At 57.5% G+C, this 23,773-nt stretch carries 17 protein-coding genes; 6 read left to right on the top strand and 11 right to left on the bottom strand.

Translation table 11 applies throughout. The annotated features are described in order from the left end of the window. Positions 1-880: RHS repeat-associated core domain-containing protein (locus U1700_RS09555; protein ID WP_332752317.1), on the top strand; the 880-nt coding region annotated here is incomplete at its 5' end. 864 nt (positions 881-1,744) lie between these two features. Here U1700_RS09555 and U1700_RS09560 read toward each other — a convergent pair. Next, positions 1,745-1,948 (bottom strand): helix-turn-helix domain-containing protein, encoded by a 204-nt coding sequence (locus U1700_RS09560; protein ID WP_332752319.1) that lies wholly within the window; start codon positions 1,946-1,948, stop codon positions 1,745-1,747. A 256-nt stretch (positions 1,949-2,204) separates the two neighbouring features. Between U1700_RS09560 and U1700_RS09565 the strand changes: the two genes are divergently transcribed. Next, positions 2,205-2,747, top strand: a complete 543-nt coding sequence (locus U1700_RS09565; protein WP_332752321.1) for a hypothetical protein — start codon at positions 2,205-2,207, stop codon at positions 2,745-2,747. Positions 2,748-2,857: 110 nt separating this feature from the next. Here U1700_RS09565 and U1700_RS09570 read toward each other — a convergent pair whose 3' ends face one another. The 5 genes from U1700_RS09570 to U1700_RS09590 all read right to left on the bottom strand — a co-directional run bounded on the left by U1700_RS09570 (position 2,858) and on the right by U1700_RS09590 (position 9,170). Next, positions 2,858-3,424: a hypothetical protein gene (locus tag U1700_RS09570; RefSeq protein ID WP_332752323.1), complete on the bottom strand. Its 567-nt coding sequence runs from the start codon at positions 3,422-3,424 to the stop codon at positions 2,858-2,860. A gap of 428 nt (positions 3,425-3,852) precedes the next feature. Then, positions 3,853-4,266, bottom strand: coding sequence for a DUF5681 domain-containing protein (locus tag U1700_RS09575; protein WP_332752325.1), 414 nt, complete (start codon positions 4,264-4,266; stop codon positions 3,853-3,855). Further along, entirely contained in the window at positions 4,259-5,725 is a 1,467-nt protein-coding gene (locus U1700_RS09580) for a DNA modification methylase (RefSeq protein WP_332752327.1), read from the bottom strand. The genes U1700_RS09575 and U1700_RS09580 overlap by 8 nt, the downstream gene beginning before the upstream one ends. A 437-nt stretch (positions 5,726-6,162) precedes the next feature. Then, entirely contained in the window at positions 6,163-7,473 is a 1,311-nt protein-coding gene (locus U1700_RS09585; protein ID WP_332752329.1) for a hypothetical protein, read from the bottom strand. Further along, complete coding sequence (locus tag U1700_RS09590) at positions 7,470-9,170, bottom strand: serine/threonine protein kinase (protein WP_332752332.1); 1,701 nt, start codon at positions 9,168-9,170, stop codon at positions 7,470-7,472. The genes U1700_RS09585 and U1700_RS09590 overlap by 4 nt, the downstream gene beginning before the upstream one ends. 437 nt (positions 9,171-9,607) lie before the next feature. Between U1700_RS09590 and tcmP the strand changes: the two genes are divergently transcribed. Next, on the top strand, positions 9,608-10,114 hold the full coding sequence (gene tcmP, locus U1700_RS09595) for a three-Cys-motif partner protein TcmP (RefSeq protein ID WP_332752334.1): 507 nt from the start codon (positions 9,608-9,610) through the stop codon (positions 10,112-10,114). Between the two features lie 224 nt (positions 10,115-10,338). Here the strand turns inward: tcmP and U1700_RS09600 are convergent, their stop codons facing one another. The 3 genes from U1700_RS09600 to U1700_RS09610 form a co-directional block, all read right to left on the bottom strand. Next, positions 10,339-10,872: a hypothetical protein gene (locus tag U1700_RS09600; RefSeq protein ID WP_332752336.1), complete on the bottom strand. Its 534-nt coding sequence runs from the start codon at positions 10,870-10,872 to the stop codon at positions 10,339-10,341. A 500-nt stretch (positions 10,873-11,372) separates the two neighbouring features. After that, positions 11,373-12,377 (bottom strand): UvrD-helicase domain-containing protein, encoded by a 1,005-nt coding sequence (locus U1700_RS09605; RefSeq protein ID WP_332752338.1) that lies wholly within the window; start codon positions 12,375-12,377, stop codon positions 11,373-11,375. Positions 12,378-12,435: 58 nt separating this feature from the next. Continuing rightward, a complete protein-coding gene (locus tag U1700_RS09610; protein ID WP_332752339.1) occupies positions 12,436-14,034 on the bottom strand; it encodes an ATP-dependent nuclease in 1,599 nt (532 codons plus the stop codon). 241 nt (positions 14,035-14,275) lie between these two features. Between U1700_RS09610 and U1700_RS09615 the strand changes: the two genes are divergently transcribed. Together U1700_RS09615 and U1700_RS09620 are read left to right on the top strand one after the other, a co-directional pair. Then, positions 14,276-15,799, top strand: a complete 1,524-nt coding sequence (locus U1700_RS09615; RefSeq protein ID WP_332752340.1) for a Shedu immune nuclease family protein — start codon at positions 14,276-14,278, stop codon at positions 15,797-15,799. A gap of 285 nt (positions 15,800-16,084) precedes the next feature. Then, positions 16,085-17,389, top strand: a complete 1,305-nt coding sequence (locus U1700_RS09620) for a hypothetical protein (RefSeq protein ID WP_332752342.1) — start codon at positions 16,085-16,087, stop codon at positions 17,387-17,389. 287 nt (positions 17,390-17,676) lie between these two features. On the opposite strand, the gene U1700_RS09625 is transcribed toward U1700_RS09620, so the two are convergent. Further along, on the bottom strand, positions 17,677-18,423 hold the full coding sequence (locus tag U1700_RS09625; RefSeq protein WP_332752344.1) for a hypothetical protein: 747 nt from the start codon (positions 18,421-18,423) through the stop codon (positions 17,677-17,679). After that, positions 18,413-19,078 carry a hypothetical protein gene (locus tag U1700_RS09630; protein WP_332752346.1) on the bottom strand — a complete coding sequence of 222 codons (666 nt, stop codon included), beginning with the start codon at positions 19,076-19,078 and terminating at the stop codon, positions 18,413-18,415. The genes U1700_RS09625 and U1700_RS09630 overlap by 11 nt, the downstream gene beginning before the upstream one ends. A gap of 446 nt (positions 19,079-19,524) precedes the next feature. Here U1700_RS09630 and U1700_RS09635 point away from each other — a divergent pair, with 446 nt between their 5' ends. Further along, positions 19,525-23,295, top strand: coding sequence for an SIR2 family protein (locus U1700_RS09635; RefSeq protein WP_332752347.1), 3,771 nt, complete (start codon positions 19,525-19,527; stop codon positions 23,293-23,295). Positions 23,296-23,773 lie beyond the last annotated feature (478 nt).

Genomic DNA, 23,773 nt, shown 5'->3' on the forward strand with positions numbered 1-23,773 from the left:
TGTCCACGGCTCCAATGCCGCAGCTGACGACCCGCTCGTCTGGTACAGTGGCACGAGCACGCGCTGGCTTCACGCCAATCACCAGGGCTCGATCGTCGCGGTTACCGACGGCAGCGGAGCCGGTACCACCCTCAACAGCTACGACGAGTACGGCATCCCGGGCAGCGCCAACCAGGGTCGGTTCCAGTACACCGGGCAGGCCTGGCTCGCCGAGCTCGGCATGTACTATTACAAGGCCCGCATCTACTCGCCTACCCTCGGCCGGTTCCTGCAGACCGACCCCATCGGATACAAGGACCAGATCAACCTCTACGCTTACGTCGGAAACGATCCGATCGATGGGACCGATCCCACGGGGCGAGATTCGCAGGTTGTTTGTCGCAGTGTTTTTGGCGTAGGAAATCACTGTTTCGTTACTATAACTAATGAAAAGCGCCAAATCACGGACCGCTTCTCTTACGGACCAGAGAAGGTTAGTTGCATGACCTGTGACAAGGGACGGCTCGTGGAAACCCGAAGAGATCCTGACTCACCCACGAATCGAGCAGATGCAGAAGCGGCTCGAACCGGAAAAGATGTAACTCTCCGTACTAACTTGAACCAGTTTGATTTAACCGACGCTGATGTGCGCCGGGCAGGGCAAGCTTTAGACAAAACCCTCGGCTCAACCGACAATCCTGGCAGCACGCCTTACTCGGTAACTAGTGCGTCGAGTAACACTGCTGCTGCAACGGTCATTGATGGTGCCAAACCGGGAACTAGCCAAAAGATTCCTTTGCCCAACGGCATCACACCGGGTTGGCCGAACGGAGGCGCGCCGCGCCCCAATCCGGGCCTTGACTCCTACCTGAATTGCGTGAGGACGGGCTCATGCAAGTGAGTGCTTCAGTGGCACGGCCACGAGCAACGTGGGCTATCATGCTGACCATTGCTTTAATGTTGGTGGCGTATCGATTAGCGTCACATCGAAATCTGCCGATACCGCTCAGAACGGATCGCTGGTTCTATGGGAACATTGTTGAGGGAGAGCAGTTCGGCTTTCGGGTCGGGACGAAACTTAATACCAAACTCACCATTCACTCGACTTCGATTAAGTATTACGGGAAGGGTTTATGCGAAGGGAGCTATAGGACCATTAGCGGGTGCTCAAACGGTAACTATCATGCCTCTTTTGATGTTCGTAAATTTCTGTATTATGGGCAGATCTTCGTCGAATACGATGACAAGAATATGATACAGGGCGTTGTGTGGAATGCAGATCTCCTTCCCGTGGAATGGGTATTCTAGCTTCTTCGCAATTATCGTTTGTTAATATCACCTACGCTCTTTGAACGCCGCACTCGCGGGCCTGAATAACCGCATCAACGTCGTATCGGAATCTAACCGATCGCGTCCCCCGTGCGGCGATGCACAACATCTGCCGCTTCAAGAAGAACTGAGATGTCACGACCGAAGAGCGTAAGGTCCGCCAGACGACGATGACGTTCTTTTGATCCGCCTGCAAGTTGGGACACAGCGTTCACGCTGGCGTCTTCCATTAAACATCCAGCCATAACGCATAGCCTTCCAATTAGCTCGATATCCGCCTGACTCACAACGCCTCCCTGCACCTGTTTTCGCACATTGGGCTCAGCTCTGCGCCACAGTCCATACCCAGCTTTTGGAGTTGGATTTCTCGGAGGCTTGCCGCGCTTGCCAAGGCGGAGCCATGTCGTGGGCGAATTTCATAACCGACAAGGCCAGGCTACTCTAGAAGTGTTGCCGGACTGACGCGCAAGGGTTTGGCGAGCTTCTCGACAACCGAAATGGTTGGGTTTCTTGCGGCGCGCTCGATGTCGCTGACATAAGTACGGTGAATGCCTGCGCGATCAGCGAAATCCTCCTGACTCCAACCCTTTTCAAGGCGAAGCCGCTTTAGGTTGGATCCAAGACGCTTGCGAATTTCCACGCTGTGGCAATGAGGCCGCTGTCGATCATCAATCTACAGACGATCAGTGACATTAAACTTGACTGGTTCGGCGACCGGAGCGCTTGTGCCCCTGCCATCGAGAGCACGGCTTAAATCCAGGAGCATAATCACTCTCGTGCGCGCGAAAGCCTCAGGCTGGATCCATCTCAGTCCGAAGACGAGCAATCGAGGCAGTCAGGCGACTTCCCGCCGCTTGGAAACAACCATCAACTCACTGCAAAGGCGATAGCTTAAGATGCAAGAAGTGCTTCGAATGGTCACGTTAAATCCGCATTGGAAAGGTGAGCGGATCCTTTCCCTTAAAAAGCCAATCGTCCGTGGAATTGCTGAATTGCATCGCATTCTGAATGGAAAAGATTTCGGGTCTTTCACGCTGGAGAGCTCCTTTTCCTACGACGACTCTTGGGAGGAGTTGCTTTCGATTGACGGATGGCCAAGCCTCGACGCCGCCCAGGCTGACCTGGTGGAAACGCTCATCCGTCGAACTGAACAACTCTTTCGAGAAAACCCCGAATGGCGAATTATCGAAAATTCGGTACTACCGGTAAACGTCCTGCCAGCGACCGGCTCAATCGTCCCCGGCCGGTTTCCAGTCGAGGCTGGCGCTCGAAAACTCGGCAACCCCGTGATGTATGAGTCCTGCTACCTGCGAAGCTATATAATCGAACGCAGAGAAACTCCGCTGGCGGCCCAAATTCTGGCTTTTGACGGGATCGCAGCGCCTTTGATTTCCTACCTAGCGAAAATCGGCCAAGTCGCCGCCGCGGTCGAAATCTGACCTTTCGATGCCATCAAGTAATATCTGCGGTTAATCATATGATTGCGCAGTCGCGCGCCTGGGAATTCTGAGGCGGAGACTGCCGCCAGTAACTTCATGAGCCCAGATTACTACGCGTTCGCGGGCTGGCTTATCACAGCGCCTTTGAGAAGCATTTTGGCGACAACTGCAGCCGTACTGTTTTCATATCCACCTTCTGCCAAGCGCACTACGCGTTCGCGCATCCACGCAGGCGGAAATCGCAGCCCCTCCGCACGCGTGAAGATAGCCTGAAGCAAGCGTTCGTTATGGCTGGTGACATGGCCATGGACCAAACCAAGCCTCACCTGGGCATCGGCAGGACACAGGCCTCGAGCACTAGATTGAGCCAACAGGCGACGCAGCACCGTCGTGCGAAGCTGCTCATCATGGAAGAGCTTATACCGACCCGCCAGCTTGTGACCCGCAGTGAAGTGGGCAGCAATTACACCGCCGGAATCCAGATAGCTTTTGCACTCGAGCGCCAGCAATTCATTTTTGACTGGCTGATAGGCGAGCAGGTCAATCTCCCACCGCGGCGATGAAAGCTTTCCAATCCGCTCCTTGTCCTCTCGTGTGAGGTCAACTTTGACGCTCGTGCGGACCCAATAACCCTCATTCCAAAAAATATCCGCAGCAAGTTGCTCGAACGCGTCCATCGAGTCGTCCTGTCGACGAAGAGTGACGCAACAACCGCCGCATACGTCACGGCAAGTCAAGTTGAATGTCACTTATCGTCGGTAAAATTATCGTCGACAGACGGGCTTATTTTGCCCTCAAAGCGACCGGCTGCGCTAGTGTGGCGCAGGCTCCAGTGCACACACCATAGCGGACCTCAACGCCTGAAAACTTCACTCACAATTTCATCCTAGAATTCCGCTTTACTGATTGCGACGAGCAACCGAAAAAGAGGAAAAGTCATTGTGCGCGCTGCCGTGATAGGGCCTTCGCTCGTGTGAGGCCGACCGTCGCCGCCAGCGAGACTTGCATGACCGGCGCGGAGCGTTAAAGCAGCAAACAAGTAGGCTTAGCACCGCAGGCCGTGAGATAGGCCACGGTCGCATCACCGCTCCGCTACCGTTTTCCTTCAAACCAACACGACGTCCTCGTCATCATCAGGGACGGTTCGGTCGAAAATGGTTCTTATCTTTTGCATTACGGACTCGGCACCCCTCCGGGCCTCCTCCGCCTGAAAATCCGCCGGCAGAGCGCCAAATTTGGCACAAAGTTCCAGTAGCTTTTCGAGCTCCCGCACGCTGCCTTTGGTCAAGACACATTGATAAGTCCGTCGAAGGGTTGCCTCGAACATGGAGACTTTGACCTTCTTGCCTTTCAGCATGATTTCGATCGGCTCATCGCGCACCATCGCGACAATCTCGGCCTCCCTCATCTTACGCCGGTTCTTGCGGCCGGCTGGATTGCCGGATTGTCCGGGCTTGAACCGCGAATGCTCCGGTGGCCGGCGAAAGCCCACCGTGTATGCCTTCGGATCATCAGTCATGGTCGGTCTCCCCCTGCCCGGCCGCCTTAGCGTCGTGGGCAACGTCATCGAAATTGCGACCGGTGACAGCATGAACGGCCGATTTGCCCGTCCAGTTTTGCCAGCGGCGGATTGCCAGGTCGACGTATAGCGGGTCGAGATCCATGCCCCGGCACGCCCTCCCCGTTGTCTCGGCAGCAATAAGCGTTGATCCCGACCCCAAGAATGGATCGAGCACAATCTCGCCACGCTTTGTGCAGTCGAGGATGGCATCGGCGATCATCACCCGGTTCTTGGGTGTCGGATGCCCATCGAGTAGGTCGCCCTCCGGATCGCGAACCGCTGCACTCATGGCCGAAGGATATTGCCAACAATTTGTTCGGTGCCTACCCTTGCTTCCCAACTGGACGTTGTTACGATGGGGGGCGCCCGGGCTAGTGAAGATCAGCACCAGTTCGTGTTGGGACCTCAGAAAACTGCCCATCCCCGCCCGATCTTTAACCCACACCGCAAAATTGAGCAGAGGGCCGAACACGCTCATCGCGGCAGGCTGCAGGATGTGGAGCGATCGCCAGTCAATGCACAGATAGATTACTGCCCCCGGCTTCACGTGCGCACCGATAGCTTGACAGGATTCGTCGAAGAACGTTTTCAATTTCTTATCGTCATTTTCGCCCGAAGCCCCGACGAACTTCCTGTGATTGCGGGTCGTCACGAACCCCTGAATACCGCAACCGTAGGGGTGATCCGTGAACACTGCGTCTGCACGCCTACATTGCAGCAATGCCATATAAGACTCGGGCTTCGTCGCATCGCCGCACAGGACGGTATGACCATCCGCGATCCAAAGGTCGCCAATTTTGGAGACCGGGGTCGTGTTGAGTACCAGCGGCTGCTCTTCGGACTTGGCCGGCGCTTCAAACGCCACGATGGCAAAGTCTGCCTCTGTCTGCTCGATGCCGAGTGCCTCGATCCCAAGATCAGGCAAAGTGACCTCAAGATCGAGCAATAGCTCACCTAACAGTTGCGAATCGAACTTTCCAAGTTCGTAAAGGCGGTTGAGGGCTACAGATAATGCTTTGCGTTCCGCCTCGGACAGATCGTCGGCGTAGATTATCGGCAGCTGCTCGATACCCAACCGCTTTGCCGCGATCACGATAATGAAATGCGACAAGACGCAGCCGTCCGCCGAAATTATCAGCGGCACGCGAACCCCAAATCGCCGAAGGATCGCTTCGGCCTTTTTTATCTCTTTCTCGCTGTAGCGGCGGGGGTCTTTTTCGGACTGCCAGAGCTTGTTGGTATTCCACCAATCGGATTTCATTCCATCATTATTACCTGATCCAAATGAACTTGCACTTTCATCTCGTCCCGAGAGTCGTGCAGATGCTCCGGGACGCCGATTGGGATGCGTGGCCAGACCATTGTCGGGAGCATTGCCGGGCGCCGCCGGCTCAGCATTATTATCGGTATGCAACATGAGTGCCTCCATCAGCCGCAGCGCAGCGACGAGGGGCCAAAAAAGGCGAACCACGTCACCTGCCGGACGGCAGTGTTTGTTGGGATTCCGTCGCGTCCTATCTCGTTCGCGATCGCGGCTTCGGTGGTCTACCCCGCCCGTCCCCGGTGAGGGCGAGATCTCTTGTCCGTCCCCGGCAGATCTCACGACTGACTCGGGCACCTAAGTGACCGTCGCCTCGAGTCGCAACAATTGTGACTCAAGCAAACATACGCGGTCAAGAGGGGGGGTCTGCGGTCGATTTGCGAAGTTGAGAATTTCCGCGTGACCGTGGAGCTTATGTCTTCACAACGAGGAGCCGGGCGCTCCGGCTACACCAAGAGGCACTGACCGAAAGTGGGCGAGAAGTGCATGGCTTTTCCATGCCCTTCTGCCGCCACACCGAGCAATCGACCACGCTAACGAAGGGGCGCAATCGCGGGGTCAATCTCGCCGAAATGGATCTCGACCCAGTCGTCATTGTGATCCTCGTCGGTCTTGATGATCTCTATCGATGACGGCAGCCGGCCTTCCAGCAGATTACGCACGATTGTCGCCTGCACCCGGTTCGGCTCTCGGCAGAGCTTGCGCGCGGCCTCGACATTCTTGGCGCCGTTGTCCTGAAGGGTCCGCAGCCCAGCGAAGATCTCCGTAAATTCGCGCAGGCCGATCTGCACCTTCGATCCAGACATTTTATATCCTCCGTGATGGCCGACGTAATACCCGTCTTCGCGGGCCCTAAGTGCGCCATTGACAGGCATCATCGCGGGCTTAGGGAAATGCTCGGCTAGCGTGCGGAACACGTTGTCCAGCGCGGGGCCAGCGGCGCACCCGTCCCGAACATGCAGGCTGGCATCGTTTCGGCGAACCAGCTGCGGGATGGGACCCCAGCCGCTTCGTGTCTCGCGAATGCTTAAGAGCAGGACGAAATCGACTGAGGAGAATTGCCGGAAGAACTCGGCGGTAATCTTCCTTGTCGACACCTCGTCCCAATTTGCCGATCGGCCGGAAAGCGCGACGCAACCGCCATCGCCAACGATTACTCCAGTGAGCTCACCTGCGCCCTGGAGCTGGTCGGCCTTGTTCTTAAGCGCCCGATAGAGCGGGTTGCGATCCTTGATTTTGGGCACGTCATAGGCCGCGAAGCTGCCTGAGCTGTAAGGCGATTTGGCCGGATCGATCGTAATGTCGAGACCGATATCATCATCGTCGATAGCTAGGCGGAGCACCTGCATTCCGACGTCAATCTGCTCGCGCAAGCGCGGGACGATCGTCTTGCGGACGAATTCCTGCAATTTCGCACGCGGCGGCAGCATTAGCACGGTGTGAATACCGCGTTTTGTGTAATTATGCTTGGCCCTGACAGTTAGATCAAGGCCGCCAATGGGCAGATTGAGCTTCCTCTTGGCGCTTTCGATCAGGTCGCGCAGTTCCCGATAAGGATTGTCCTTGTCCAGACCATCGTCGGATACCGCTGTCACATCGGCAATGAACCGCAGGGCAGTTCGCTCGAAACCGATATCGGGCCTCCGCCCGGACGCCAGCGCCACTTCATGGTGAAGGGTGCCGCATTTCGACAGACCGTGCAGGACGACCACCTCCCACATCGCCGCAGTGCGGTCTTTGCCAGCCCGATTGAGACGGGCCGCGAGTTTATCGACTACCCCTTCATCGAGAACATTGCGAAGCTCATTGAGACGGCGCTGCAGGGCGCGTCTCGGGTAGATCATGCTGGTCTCGCCTCTCCTGTCGCGTAACGTGCCGCCAATTCGCCGACGACCCGCTCAGCTTCTTGCGGGTTGGCATAGATCACGTCTTGTTCGAGCGGTTTCAGCCCTTGATCGAGAACCACCCAGCGAGCCTGCTCCATAGATTTTTCGTAAAGGATGTCGGATTTCGCGGTGATCGCCGCCAAGGGTACGAGCGCCGTCACGAACGTACCGTTCATCATGTCGCGCGTGCCGCGGTTCCGCAGGAAGTAGTCGAGCGACCATCGCAGCTTTCCCCTTTCCGGCTGTGTCGGATCATAGACGAAAGCCAAGATCAGCAAATTCCGACGCGCGGCCTCGCTCGCCGCGGCTTCAAGAGACCCGAGCGGCTTAATCTCCCTAAAAATGTCCGCTTCGGGCACAACGGTATGGGGGTCGCTGAGCGTTGCGCGGAGCCGGGCCGCGAGCCATCCACGGACGATACCGGTAAAGTTCTCGTTATAGTTGGGTTGAGCGAGTTCGGTCCTAAAGACGGTCTCGCCCGCCATGCGGACAAGCAGCTCCTCGCCGGTTGGAACGATCTCACAGGTGACCGACAGGATGCAATCGCTCGATCCCTGCCGCGTCCAGACTAACGTGTTCTGGCCAATGTCGCCGGTGACGGTCCAACCGGTCTGAGCGATAGACAAGCTGCCGCCGATCGATTGCTGAACCTCGTTGAAGACTTGCTGCACCCGCTTCAAACCGTCGCTTAGCTTGACGATCGTATCAGTCTGGCGGCGGTTGACCGTCGTGTCGAGCACCTCTCTCAACGCGGCTAGGTCCGCTTCAGCCGAGCCGTCAGCGGGTTGGTCCTGCATCATTCTCTCCATCCGGTCCTGCATGGCGCGCACGGTGGCGAAGCGGTCGACCAACTTCGTGGCAAATGCCTCATCGAACAGAGCGAGCAGCCGCAGGAGTTGGGATGACGCGACCTGCTGCAGCTTCGCAAGCGCGGCTAACCGCTGGTGCGGCAAACGGCCCTCACTATCTTCGAGGACATCGGGATGGTTCCCGGTCAGGAGATAGAAGAGGATGCCCGCCGCGAAGGAGATGTCCGACCTCGGATCCTGCTTTAATCGGCTTCCTGCCGAAAGTTCGGGCAGCCGTAAGAATCGATTGCCGACTTCCTGCCAATGTTCGGTGCTGAAATCGACATCAGCGAGGTTATGGTAGCTAATGCCAAAATCGAGCAGCCAAACGCGCGCCGGGTCGCCACCCCCCAGGATGATATTGTCGGGCTTCACGTCGCGATGGACGCAGGCTTTGGCATGGCAGGCGTGGAGTATGTCGAGTAGGCGCGCCGTGACCGTGATGGCCATCTCGACCGACACGATCCATTGGCTGTCTCGCCACTCCCGTAACGTCGGCCCTTCGACGAATTCAGTGACAAGATAGGGAATAATGCTCGCATCCGCATGGCGGTGCGCATTGCTTTCGATAAGGCGCGGAATGCCGTCGACGCCGAAGCTGTCGTAGGCGCTGGCTTCGCGGAAGAAGCGCGCTCGTCGCTCAGGATCCTTGCGCGATTTGATCGTCTTGAGAAAGCCAAGTTGACCGTCCACGAGGCGCCGAGCGCGGAATGCGTCGCCCTGACCACCACCAGGCAGCTTGTCGATTGTCTCCCACCGCATCTTCCAACCCGAAGCGTCGATCCACGGCGAAACCGTCTCGTTCATGGTCTGGCGCTACCGCACCGCGGGCAGTAACGCGACTGATTACGTGTCGGCCGAACAATATAAGAAATGAAGGATCCCTTTTAAGATTGTCCGGTTACCGCGGGATCGACGATGCGGGGGCAATGGAAGAACGACTGCTATCCAGCTATCGGTTCGAGCATAACAATGTCGGAGGCTAGGCACGTAGCTACCGCGCGACCTGCACTGGGCTGGGATGCACCTGACGTTCTTTGGACTGAACTTCGCAAAGCGGCCATCCGAGCCGCGACGGGACGTCGCTGCGGAAAATCATTGCGGCGCGACTCCCGATGTGGCAGATTCATGGTTCGTTCTAGGGACGTACTTTATGGCTGATAACAGCGCGATCAAGTGAACGGACGCGACGTGGAACCCTGTTACCGGCTGCACGAAAATCACGGCCGGTTGCGACAACTGCTATGCCGCCCGCTTTCCTCGACCCCTACGGCATGTCTGTCCGATGGGACACGCTGCGATTCCTAGCTGCGACGAGTCGTGCGGACGTCTGGTATCTGTTCCCTTTGCATGCAGAGCTTCGCCAGCTGAGCCACGATCATGCCGCACTTGACCCGAGCAAGCGGGCCGCGTTGAACGAGGTCTTCGGCACGCTGGATTGGGAGGAGAGGTTCTACGCGCTCCGGCCCACACCGACCAACCTGTTCGAATTTGCGGACGCGGCCACGTTCAGTCGGGTGGCTGATCCCGACAAGGTCGAGCGGTTCGCGGCGGAGCGCCTTCAGACAATCTTTGGTTTCGTATCGGAGCCGATCCCCATCCTCACCCGACACAAGTTACGTAAGTTTTCGCTGTTCCTCCTCAGCGGCAACCCGAATCCTCAAGCGATAACGCTGATCGAGAAGGGCGTCGCTGCGCAAATCAAGAAGTATGGCGGACGAAGCGGAACTCGCGACCCGGATTGCGTGTAACGGGCTCGAGACCTAAATACGCGAACGGCAAATCTCGGCATCGGCGATTAAACCGATTGAGCGGCGGCAACTGGGAGCACAAAGGAACGGCAGGAGTTGGGCCGACAGCGGACCGTCTCCTTTTGGGCGACCGGGTGAGCAAGTGAGACGTTCGTATAACTGCTCGTCGAGCGATCACGTGCGACCCATTACGGGCACTGTGGATCTACCCTCCCCAAACAGCGTCACTCAACCCAGACGCGAACCCGGCGTTTTCCAACGATAGTACAGAAGGTGCATTCCTCGGAGCGCCAAACTCTGCCGAGTTCGCTAATGGTAATTGCAGGCTTTTCGAGCTCCGAGATTTTCGTAAGAGGAATTGGAAGCGCCGCACTGCAGGCCTCGCAAGCGATGGAGATGCGAACATCATCGGCGATGGCTTCGGTGAGGCTAAACTTGAGCATCCAACTCCGTAAAACATCGCCGCGACCGATGGGCGGCCCGCCGGCATTTTGCAGTTCGGCGCGATTGGCTAGGTGGTAGCCTGAGTTCCAGCATTTCCTAGCCCAATTGGTTTCAGAAATTAGCGAGGTTAGATGCGTCAGTTGATAGTCTAAAACTTGGTAGCTGGCGACGAAGCCCGAGTGGAGAAGGCTTGCGATACGACGTTCGATGCCGTCCGTCCTCTTTCCTGCAGCCTCTTTCTCGCATTTCACAAATCGACTCAGGATGCGCTCAGGAAGGTCATTCGTTTGGCCAACGTAAATCGGCGTCCCCACGTTGCCGCGCTTATCTAGATAGCGAGGGTCTCGGATGAGGTACGTTACCCACTGACCGTCGCGCTACGCTTTTTTCGCCCGCGAGGTCTCCGCCATGATACTGTCTAGGACGGCCTTCCGGGCGGGGTCAGACCGGTACCTGGGCATAAACCCTCCACTCAGTGTGCTAACCTTAGCGGCACAATGTTCGCGTCCGCAACGGGTCGGAAGTGAGTACTTATTGCGATGCAGATCGCACGATCATCGATCTGACAAAATTGGGCCGGAAGCGGCAGGACTGGTTTTGATGCTACAATGTAAGTATCCGGCATTGGGGCTGGATTGACATGGTTCGGCTAACGTCTTCGGCGGCACGCGTTTGGCGACGTGCTTCTTTGTATCATTGGACAACGAAGGCGTTTGAGGGAGCACAGCGAGATACCGTTTCCGCGACGCGTCAAATGCGCGCGCCCGCTCATCAACCTGTTCGGCGAGGGTCTTGGAAAGTGTTTTCTCGGTCGTCATGGTGTCCACCGTATTGCAGGAATGGCGCAGGTTTTCCCGTCAAAGACGAAAGCGACGCTGTAGCGGGCGCGCGTCGCCGCGACATACATACGCGCTGCCGACTTCTCGACGAAGCTGAGCTTGCCTGATGCCAGCCACGATTTCGCACCGCCATGTGGAAAGATAAGAACACGAGGAAAAGTCAGCCCTTTTGCCTCGCCGAAATTCAAGGCGTCGTGCGGGCCGCATAAGGTTTTCACATTATGGCGAAGCACCTGCGGGGAGAAGTGCTTCACGTACTCGTCAACGTCGGCACTCGCCACGAGAAACACCCCGTCATGGTCGGTGATGACATCGTTCCTCGAAACCGTTTTCGGTTCATTCGGGAAGAAACTGTCGCCAAGATCCGCGATCGCCTGATTGCAGCGATGGGTGTGGGTTTCATATTCGATCGAGACGAGACCGGCCGTCTTCCAAATCTCGAATTTTCGAATGATTGCAGGGCCAGCAAATTTCTTGTGTTTGGGAGAATTGTTGGTCGAGAGAATGGCCTGCCGGTGATCCCCCACGAGCGTGACTGGGATATCCGATTTGAGGATCAACTCCAGAACGTCGAGATCATAACCCGCCATATCCTGCACCTCATCAATGATGATATGACTAAAACGCTGTTTGAGGCGGCGCATGATGGCACCGCCCGATTTCCGGTCGCACTCGCAGATAAATTTGGCGATTTTGTCGGAATAGATGCGCTCACCGCCGAGAAAATAGTGCGCGCTCGTTTTGAACTCGGGGACGAACTGCGCCGACGTTCCTTCAACCCAGTGGATGCCCTCGATTCGTCGCTTGTGCATGGCGGATCGATAAGGCCGAGCCAACTCGCGCAGCAGGAACGTGTACCAAGAAAGGACCTCGATGTGCGACGGGATGGCAGCAACTCGCTCGTAAGCTTTGAGCTGGATCTCGCGCACGTTGCTGCGGGTGTAGGTGATGAGCGCTGTGATCCCGTGATCGGACGCCAAGGCCTGATCTACAACGCGGGTTGTCTTCCCGCCGCCCGCCGCTGAAATTAAGACGCGGCTAACGGACGGCACGGTCGATATAATCCGGCGCAGCCCATTCGACGGTAGTCTCGAAAAACCTCAGGGCGGTCACGGCCTTGTGCTCGGTCATGAAATCGATCGCACTCTGTTCGTCGGGAAAGGCTTTGCCAAGCACGTCGTTGATGACGTTCAATCCGTTCTTTTTCATGAGCTGCGGCTCAAGGGTATTGGCTGCCACGTCGTCGTCGTATTGGATGGAGATGACCTCTGACCCGAGATAGTCCGCGTACTTCTTTTTGAGCGCGCCGATGTTTCCATCATTGTCCGTCACAACGTCGGTGGACTTCTTGAGCAGGACAGCGATTTCCAGAAAGCGTTTGAAGGCTAGCGAATTGACCGAAATGACATCGACGCCGTTCTCGAGCGGCATTTTGCCGTGCTTTCTCTGGTACGCGCGCTGGACGATTAACTCGTCTGATGGCCCCTCTACCAGTATGGTACGTTTTGACAGAATGAGGCGGAGCGTGTCGTGTCCCGGCAGCTTCATAAAATAGTCGCGGGTCGTGCCATCCTTCAACTCATTGAGCCGCACGCCCTTCCCACGTTGGAAGAGAAGAACCGTCTCCACGCCGAGCTTGTTGAGAACAAAGCTGCTGTGAGTGGTGATCAAAATCTGCCGATCGCCGGCGTTGTCGGCGATATGGCCGATCAGCTCATTGAGGCTCGAATAGGAAAGGTGGTTCTCAGCCTCCTCGATCAACATGATGTGTGACTTGGCGGATGTCTCCATTGCCAGTTTGATCTTGACGGAATTCTGCTCGCCCTTGCCCACCAATGGCAGGGGAATGTCATCCAAATGTGGCATGATGCCCGCTTCCCAGGTCGCGCGGGCAGACGTGTCCAAGGATAGCGAGATGACTTTGTCGCTGATCTTGCCCTTCTTCGTGGCGAGAGCGTCATTGATCGTCTGGACCTTAGGCTGTTCGAGAAAGCGGTGCTTCATGAGCCGGTAGGTGAGCGCCAGATCGACCTTCTCTTTGGGATTGAGGCTCTCTTTCACGATGTCCACGATATAACGGCTGGCGGCAGCATTATTCCTGATCGTGCTCGCATCGATCAGGCTAACGTTAAGCGGTATTTCGCGCGCGTTGAGAATGTCGGAGTCGTGGAACCCGCGCCAGCGGATGCAGTAATATTCGATCGGCACCGTGCGAATTTCGGATGGGTCGGACACATATTGGGCAAATTCGTCGGCCATCGCGGGATTGAGTTCGATGGCCAGCGATACGCCGGGGAGATCCTGACCGAGGGTATTGTTGTCCCCCTTGAACTTGGCGAGCGCTGTGTCGTCCGCGAAGTAAAGCTCAATGAGAATGCGCGGGGGTTCGGGGCTCTGGCCCTGCTTTCGCTTCTCGAAATATTCAAGAACGAGATCGACGTTAAAGAGATAAGGATGCAGCTCGATCTGGAGCGGTCGTCCATTTAGCTGGCCGGTGAGCGCCAGATTGATCGCCTCAAGCAGGGTCGATTTCCCGCATTCGTTGTTGCCGACAATCACGTTCATGCGGTCGTTGAATATGACATCCGCGCTTTTCAGACAGCGATAGTTTTCGATAACAACTCGTTGGATGAACACGCAAGAAATCCCCCCTTCAGATCGACGACATACCGACGGGCACACAGGTAGAATAGCCTGATCGGGTCCGATGTCATGCCACCGTAAGATTGAGGGCAGGATGGAGAAAGGTGCCTTCGTCCGATATGACCTTGTCTCTGCGTTCGGGCTGCCTAGCGGCGCCTTGAGGCCGGCACCGCAGCTATTGGTCGCCGACAAGGGCAATTTGCTTTGGATCGGACAGAAAAAAGGGAGGGCGTGCATGGCGAGACGATTTGCACCGGGCTTCGTTGCCACCGCCAACGACGGTGCTGCGCTTCACTTCACGACTCAGCGAAAGGGCGCGCATTGGCAGGTGGGCTACACGCCAGCACCGCAGGCGGTCGTCCTTGCCACCCAGCGCAACAACAAGTTCGCTGCGCCCACTATTCCGGTGATGCTGATCGAAGGCGACCGCGATGGCGAGCGCGTCGTCCTACACCCGCGCAACCTCGATGCCGCGAGCCCCAATTTCCTCCTGCCTAAATACGACAGGCTCGCGACGATCACGCTCGAGAATTTCGGTTTCATGTTCGAAGCCAACGAGCTCACCGACGTCGAAACCTATCTCGCCAACTTGCAGGCCGGGTTCGTCCGCGATCCCTATCATGGGCTCGGCCTCACCTATGACGTTCGCCTGATCGTCGAGACGATCGAGAAGCTCGGCGTCACCGATCTTCATATCGTCAAAGGCGCCAAGGGCGAAGCCGCGATCGAGAAGAAGAGCTACCGCACGCCCTATGCGCTCTTCGACACGGTGCGGCGCGAGATCGGTCGGGTGCATGACAAGGCGCTCGGCGCCGCAAGGATCGAGAAGGCCGCGCGGCTCCACGACAAATTGCTGACCCCGATCGACGCCGAAACCTATCCGCTAATCGGACGGCCCTATCGGCCGGATGCGGTGGTCCAGGCGGTCGGTGACGGACTTAAGCACGGCCTCACGCTATCGCCGTCCGATGCCGACATACTGGTCGAGGCGACAGCCGGCATGATCCGCGAGGTCGGCGAGCGTGAACCAGCGCAGTTGCTCAAACTCACCGAAGCGGTCGAAACCGTTACGCTCGAGGCGATGATTGCGCATGTGCGCTCGCGAATTGCAGAGAGCCATGGCGAGGAGGATTGGCAGCGGTTCCTGACCAGAAATGCTTTCATCCTGCGCCTCGCCTTCGGGGTGCCGGTGTTACTCTTCCAAGGCCAGGCGACCGTCGGTGGCCGAAGCTATGGCGGAGCGGGCGACAAGCGCTCGGATTTCCTCATGCGTGCGGCGAGCACCGGCAATCTCTCGATCATCGAGATCAAGACGCCGCAGACCGACCTTCTCGCCAAGCGCGAATATCGCGGCGGCATCTATGCGCCGAGCCAAGAGCTGAGCGGCGCGGTCGCGCAGGTGCTCGACCAGCGCTGGCAGCTTCAGCGGAATAATTCTCAGCTCGCTGACGATCATCGCCGGAACGCCGGTAGCGACACACCCGCCAACGGACCGCCGCCCGAAACCTATGCCGTACAATGCGTGGTCATTGCCGGCACCACGCCGAACGAGCCCAACGCCCAGAAATCGTTTGAACTGTATCGGGGCGGCCTGGCCGGGGTGCTTGTGCTGACCTTTGACGAGTTGCTGCGAAAGCTAATTACCTTGCGCGACCTTCTGAATGATCCCGACGCGACCAAGCTGGCGGTACCGACCGTCACGATCAAAAAGCCCAAGCGCCGCAAGCTAGGTGCCGCCCGCTTGCGCCGCCGATCGTAGCCGCCCCTACCCAGAGCTATAAAAGCCAGCTCCCGCAGCGCAGGTAGCGCTGATCGTCTGCTCGATCATACGGATCTACGGCAGCAATTCGCGGATGAGCTTGCGAACATCCTCGAAATTTTCGGTCACGACCAGCACGATATCGCGCTGTTGAGCCAGCGCTTCTTGATCGCGCCGACGATATTGTAGATGTCGCTTTGGGCGATGATTCGGCGCGCTACGAAGCATCCTGGGCGCCAGCGCGTGGCCAGCGCTGGCAAGTGCGCGGCGGGGGAAGGACTGCCAATGCCGTTCGATGAAGATGCCGTCCACGCCCTGCTCTACGAGGTCGGCCTTGAGGCGGTGATCGTCGACCCGGGCCCAGCTGTCTTCGAAGCCTCGCAATCCGGCGCGCCGCTCACACATGAAGGCGTGCCGTTCGAGCTCTGGCGGGTGCTCAAGGCCAAGGCACTGCGGCGGATCGAGCGAATGCATAACCTCATCCGCTACGGCGAATTCGTCGGCAGCAAAGTCAAGTTGCCAACCGACCACACCACGCCGATGGAGCTGGACCTCATCGGCACGGATGAGGACGGGCTGTTCATCCTCGAGCTGAAGGTGAAGGGGCCGGCCGAGCGCAACGCGTTTTCCGAGCTCCTCGCCTATTCCAACTATGTCGCTGGCGCTTTCCAGCTATCGGGCCGCAAAGACATCATCAATGTGCTGGTCGCGCCGCTGGCGGTGAAGATCACCACCCAGGCCTATCTCTACGACCTGCTGATCAACGAGCGCGACATCATCGTCTATCAGCCGCGGTTCGACGGCGACGACATCGCGACGCTGTCGCTCGAAGTGTTTCTGCCCAGCGACGATACCTTCCAGACCGTCGCGAACCATCTGCTATCGCATCGAGCGATGGCCTGCGCGGCGATCTCCTTCCACAATGTCCCCGGCTGGATCGACAGCGCCCCTTCGGGTGAAAACCCGTCCGAAATCACTGTCGGAAATCTGTCGGCGATCAGCAGCTATGTCGCACAGCAAATGGAAGCCGAAGGGCTCCATGGCTTCTGCTTCATGCGCAAGCGCTGGGCGGAGATGGATCTCTATTACGCCAACACGCTGTTCGTCTGCGCGCTTAATCCGTTCATCTTCGCCGTGCCCGACCGGACCGCGACACTGATCGGCCAGTTCCCGGAAGATCAGCGCGCGGCATTCCTCGAGATGCCGCAGCTCGGGTTCGATGGCCGGCTCAGCGACGTCGGCATGCGTGCGCTGCGCCAAGCGATCACCAATCCTATCGAAACCGAGATGGAGTTTCCGACCTGGGAAGGGATTGTCAGCACGCCGGGCGAAGTCGTTTACACGCACAATATCGGCTTCAGGCCGACCGGGCTCTTTCGCGAGGCCTATGTCGCCTATCTCGACGAACTCTACCGCGAGATCGCTGCGGGCGCCGATCTCGATGCGCCAACCTTGCGCATCGATGCCATCTCAAGCTGGTTTAGGGCGTGGGAGTTCATGGAAGAGTGTGGTTGGATCGACAATGAGTCCGACAGGGATGACGACCACGATAATAATGCTGAGCCCGTAGACGATTGGAATGGCGATTAGGACGACGGGAGCGACTAACGCGACGTGACAGCAGCCGCGGACTGATCGTGGCAGCGCGCCCGATGATATCTAGGCGGCGCTTTACGCCCTCAACGCGAGGCAACGGAACTCCTTCGACGCACTCATCGGCATCGATCCCGGAAGCCGTCAGTTAGCTCTAGGTTAAACCGACCCAGAAAAGCCATTTCGCAGCAACGAGTGACCGCTTTCGGGTCGGTCCAACGCGCCTTTGGTCGGCCGCAACTGGACGCGAAGCGGCCGGCGCATCGCGTCGTGAAAGACAACGATCAGATCTGGAAAACGCGACAAAGCTGATTTTTATGCTCGATGAGCACCGTGCCTTCAGGCCAATGATTCAGCCATTCGCGATAACTCGCGGCAACGAACTCAACTTCGTCACCAGCGACTGCCGCGGCAAACCTGGCAATCTCGTCACGGTGACGCACATGGGCGTCACTTGGGATCACGACGTCGCCGCGTGTGGCAGGCTCGGCGAAAAGATATGAAAGAATTGGGCGTCGGCTAACGCGAGGTCCCTCGGTAACGAGACCATAGGCATGCTTGACCAATTGAGCCGCATCAAGGTGCTCGAAACGGATTGCGCCAGAAGATAGGGCGTCACGCATCGCACCATACCGTTGCATATGCTCACCCCAGACGGGCCGGCGGTATGAATTCGAGAATGACACCATCTTGGCATCGCGGAACGGTTCGAAGCGCTTTGACTCAACGCCTATCAAGTGTGACGCCGTCATGATCGCGGCATCAAGCCACGGATGGCGCCCCGCGGCCCATGGGAAGCGCGCGCAATATTCGACCTCGACTTGTTCAGCAGCGCCGGCATGCGCACAACCGGGCAGCGGCGGGAAAGCCGCCGGTCGCTCGATGAACCAGCCGAAAGCGTTGACCGCAAGTGCTGCCGAACTCTCAGGATGCACCAATTTGCCAGAAGCAACTTCATTTCCGCCAGCCATCTCGAGCCGGTGCAGCACGTGGCTGGCTGGCACGCCTGGGAGGAAGGCTTCAGCTAACACGATGAAGCGGCGCGCGCGCCGCAACCTCTTTCAGGAGCTCCGACCCGTTAGGTAGCGGCCCCTCAACTAGGCTCGCCGGTAGCACGTCGAACGCAAAAGTCAGGCGCGCCTGATGCTTTTCGCCGAGCAGTCGCACGCCTCGGTCCACTGATTCCTCCAGCTCAACAAGATTGAATGGCGCATAGAACGCAGGCGGCGCCAGCACGCGCAGATCGATATCATCGACCTTCAGGATGTCAGGCTCAGTGTCGGGCGGGTCTTGGCGGGCAAGCAACCAAAGACTGGCGTATCCGAGAAGCTCGACGGTGGCATAGAGCGGCGTGTCGCTTGCGATCTTCAGTTCGATGATCTCGTATCTGTCGGGCGCGCGTCGCTGAATGAGGTCGATAGCACGTCGGCCGTCTGCGGCACCCCTTACAAGCCCTGACGCAACCGGAACCTGGTTTGCCCAGTCCAAGCGTCCGGTGCCTGCGCAGGCACTCGCGATCGTTCGTTCCAACACGACTTCGGCACTGCGGTTGGCCGCACCGATCTGCGGCTGAAGCGTCCAGCGCCAGTTCTGGCGTGACCTATTTCTGTTCTCGATCGCTCGCCCCAGTGCCCAGTTTCGTGAGACAACTCCGTAGACGATGTCCGGGACGTCTATCTTGTCCAAGCCGTGTATTGCTCGAAACGCAGAGCGATGTCGCAGCCGAGCGATCCCCAACGCGGAGCACACTGTAGCTTCTACCCCTTCCACCAAGGAGATGGCCAACGTGATAGGGGGTGCTTCAGGTTCGCTCATGATGGAACTGTAGCGTTGAGCTAGCGAACAAGCGACAGGCCCAACTATGTGAGACTTAAACGAACGACGGCTATCGGGATCAACAATTCATCGGCTAAACGGCGAGAAATGGGCGCGATGCTAACATGACCGGACCTGGGCCGGTTGCGGACTGACCGCTTTCAGGAATGCCGGCCGCCCGAGCGGTCGTTCGCGGTGACGGCGATAAAAACTTGCTATTTCTACGCCATTTGATTGGTCGGGAAGCGATCCCGGTAACCGTTCACGAATAGCGGTATGGAATGGGAAAAAGTGTCTATATCGGATAGTGGACAGGGATGCGCTTCTTACACGATGGCCCCGTTATCCCACCTCACCTGCTGACACAGCGAAATGAGGGAAACGTCATTTTTTTCTGCGGCGCTGGAATTTCCCGCCGCGCTGGGCTTCCTGATTTCGCTGGGCTCACTCAAAAGGTCGTAGCCAAATTAGGTGCTGAAAAGGCGCGGGACGCCATGGAGCGCGGAGACAGTTCAGATCGCGTATTTAGCTTACTGGTCAGGGAGTTTGGCCAATCGGAGGTTGATCGAGAAATTTACTCTGCGCTGAAAGTCGCCAGAAAGCCCGATCTATCCTGCCATCGGACAATTCTCGATCTCTCTAGGGGGGCGGATGGGCGCCCTCAGCTAGTTACGACGAACTTTGATTTCCTGTTTGAAGCGGTCGAGAAACGTATCCCAAGGGTCGTCCCACCAGCCTTGCCTGACCTGTCGCTGCAACCCTCTATAGATGGTGTAGTTTACCTTCACGGTCGGCTTCGCAAGCCGGAGGTGGGCGTTGCATCCGGTTACGTCATTAGCAGCGCGGATTTTGGTCGGGCCTATCTGTCCGAGGGCTGGGCAACGCGTTTTGTGAAAGCCCTGCGTGAACGGTACACCATTGTTCTGCTTGGCTATCGCGCAGAAGACCCGCCGATGCGCTACCTGCTGGAAGGCCTGAATGCAGCCGATGGCGTCAGCTATGACTCACCCATTTACGCATTTACCCAAGGCGATGAGGGCGACGCGGAGGAAGAATGGCAAGACAGGGGCGTGACTCCGGTCTGCTATTCGAAAAGTGATGATCACGCTGGGCTTTGGAATACGCTTTCCGCGTGGGCAGAAGCGGTCAGGAATCCCGAAGGATGGAACGATGAGGTAATCGGGATCGCCCAGAAGCGGCCAATTGAGCTCGCTCCGCATGAGCGGGGACAAGTCGTTGAATTGGTAAGCAGTAAACAGGGAGCGAAGCTCTTTGCCGATGCGCAGCCGGCACCATCTGCGGAATGGATATGCGTTTTTGATGCCAATGTTCGTTATGCCGAACCAAGGAAATGGTCGTGGGACGATGATGACGAAATCGATCCGCTCGACTTATACGGCCTCGATGATGACCTTCCTCGTCCTCCCAGAGAGGGTAACGCACAGCAAGTGATTCCTGGCTTTAATCCGCTCGATTGGAAGAACGGGGACGCCAGCTTTCCCGAGAGGACCGGATTGAGGGGGTGGGATGCACAGTGGGCAAATCCACTTCCCGAGAGACTCCACCATCTCGCCAGATGGTTTGGTGGTGTGATGCATCAACCGGTTGCTGTTTGGTGGGCCGCGGGTTGGAAGCAGTTAAACCCCAACATGCTTTGGTTCGTTTCTCGGCGACTGGATCAGCGCGAAGCTGACATTCCGCCAGAGGCCGGGACTTTTTGGCGTCTATATCTCGAAAGCTGCGATCAAGGCGGAAGTTTCAACCGCGAATACGGATGGTTCGACTTTCGATCGATGGTGGGCAGGGAGGGCTGGTCGGGGGCTTCTCTGAGATTCTTTGAGCGTGTTTCCCAGCCGCACGTCAAGTTCAGTCGCGAGCGGTTTGGACGCAGCTACCCTATCGACGAAAGCTGGGAAGACCTGCGTCTCCGGCGTCTCGTTCATGTGAACGTCAGAGTGCTGGACCGGCACAATGAAGAACTCGAGATTCCCGACAATCAGCTTGCGGCGGTCATTGCGGTGGTGCGGCGTAGCCTTCTCACCGCATCTAACCTCCTCGATGAGATAGGCACTGATTGGTGGCAAACGCCAACGCTTCATCCCACCGGGGAACGTGGGGAATCGTTTCACGGGCGAAAGACGCTCCATTTCCTGTGGATTCGAGACTTATTTGATCGATTGGTCAATGTGGATCCCGAGGCGGCTGCGCTCGAGCTCACGCAATGGCCGATCAACGACACATTCTTCTTTGGTAAACTGTCAATTTACGCGGCAATGTCCCCGGAGGTTGTTCCGGCGAGCAAAGTCGCTGCACTTCTGTCAGATGTTGATGATCGGATCTTCTGGGATCCATACGGCCAAAGGGAACTGCTCTACACGTTGCGAGCGCGGTGGGTTGATTTCACGAGCAGGCAGCGTCGATCAATCGAGCGGAGAATTGCGAAAGGCCCGGAGCGGTGGGAAGATGAGAAGGCGTCTGACTTCCGACGCCGCAAATCCGTGCATTCTGCTGAAAGGCTCAAGTGGCTTGAACTGAATGCCTGTGCGTTGACGCCAGTCACAGAAAAAGCGTTGATTGCGCTAAGCCGCGTCGATCCAAGTTGGTCGGACGACTGGGCGCGAGGCGCCGACCGCTCGCTCGATTCACGTGGCGGGATGGTCGAGCGCGTTACCGACACACGTGGGATCGAAGCCGCTCCGATCGGCAGAATTCTCGATGAGGCTAGGGCCAAGACAGAGAGTCGTCACGGCGAGCTGCAGGATTTTCGTCCGTTTGAAGGCCTCGTTATGTCACGGCCCTTTCGCGCGCTTGCCGCGCTTCGTTTCGCGCTGAGAAGGGGAGAGGCTCCATTAAGTTTCTGGGAGGCGTTGCTGTCCAATTGGCCCGACGGTCACTCGTTAAGATTGCGCTGGCTTGCTGCTCACACGGTTGCGGAGCTTCCCGCCGATGCCTTGGAATCGCTCAGACATTATGTCCCCAGATGGTTTGAGAAATACTTGAAAGATCTAGCGGACGCAGATCGCGCCTGCGCACTAGCCGCCTTTGATAAAGTCATCGCGAGCTATGTTACGGCGAGCCCGAACGTCACCGCGAGCGGTGTAGGGCATACCACCATTGGTGGAGTGGTTCAGGATCGCTCCGAGGTGTCTGTCAGCAAGGCAATCAATGGCCCAATAGGTCGACTGGCCGAGGCACTTTGGAAACTTATGCCTAGCACCGCCACCAAGCAAGGGCAGATGCCTGACGGGGTAGGTGAACGTTTGGAAGTGCTGTTCGGCGCTACTGGGGACGGGGGCGGGCACGCGGCTTGCGTAGTGGCAACGCATTTTCCGTGGCTAGATTACTGGTTCCCAGAATGGTCGGATCGTGTTCTTCGACCAATGTTTGCAATATGTCATCCGTTGTCTGAGGCGGTTTGGCATGGATTTGGCGCTAACCCTAATTGGCCTTCCACAAGGACGCTGAGAATTCTCTGTCCTGATCTGCTTGCTATGCTGAAGGGCGAACCAACATGGGAGCCCGATGAATCTGATAAGCGGCATTGGGTTCAAAAAATGGTGATTCTCACGAGGCCGGAAAATGACGGCGGTCCGCCAGTTTCTTTCAAGGAAGCGCGAGATGTTCTGGTTGCCATCGATGACAAAGGGCGCGGCGACGCATTATGGATGCTTGCAAATATCGCGTCTGAGCAAGGCACTTGGGACACGTTCGTCAAACCTTTCATTGAGCAAGCTTGGCCGCGTCAAGTGAAGTTCCGGACCGAAACCGTGTCTCGCAGCTTTGCGCGTTTGGTCGAGCAATCGGGCGATAGTTTTCCTGATGTGGTTCGAACTGTTGTGGGCCTCCTTCGCCCGGTGGCCCATCTGGACATGATAACCTACCGACTCTCTAAGGAGGCAGAGCAAGGCACGGACGATTTTGCTCGGAAATTTCCGGCGGAGACGCTGCTTCTTCTTGACGCGCTGATCGCTGAGGACAGGTCTCAGATGCCCTATGAGTTGGGCAAAACGCTGGACGTAATCGCCGAAGCTGATCCGAAGCTGCGTCGTACAATGGCGTGGCGACGCCTGTATGAGCTGACGGTCTAAACCCGGCGTTGTCGAACGTGATAGATGGCGACTGATCGCCTTCCGCCATTCCCGCGTAGCGATCCAGCGCCCGGGAATGGCCCAGCCGCACTTAAGAGCACGCCATCGTTAGACTTCTCACGGGGGAATTAGAGCCCGATTTATCTTCCTGAGATATGCAGCCCAGATCGTGAGTGTCGGCTTTCGGGTTTTCGGCCATGACGGTTCGACGACTGAAGTTGGGCGCTTAAGAGACTCGTGCCTTCTGGGCCGTTTCAACAACGTCTGCTGTTGCCGTCTCCGCATCGGTAGGCGGCCGTGTTCCGCCAACGTAGAGCAGTAGGCCGATCACCGTCGCCTCTACACGTATTTCCATCTCGCCATGTAGTTTCACGGCCTGAGTGATGCCCGCCTCTACCAGCTCCAGCAAAAGTACTCGGCCGAGGGCGTCCGCGGGTTCGGCGCGATAACGACCTGGAAAGCCAAACAGCTCACGGAA

Origin of the sequence: Sphingomonas sp. RB1R13 (assembly GCF_036663775.1) — a bacterium.
Lineage (GTDB): Bacteria > Pseudomonadota > Alphaproteobacteria > Sphingomonadales > Sphingomonadaceae > Sphingomicrobium.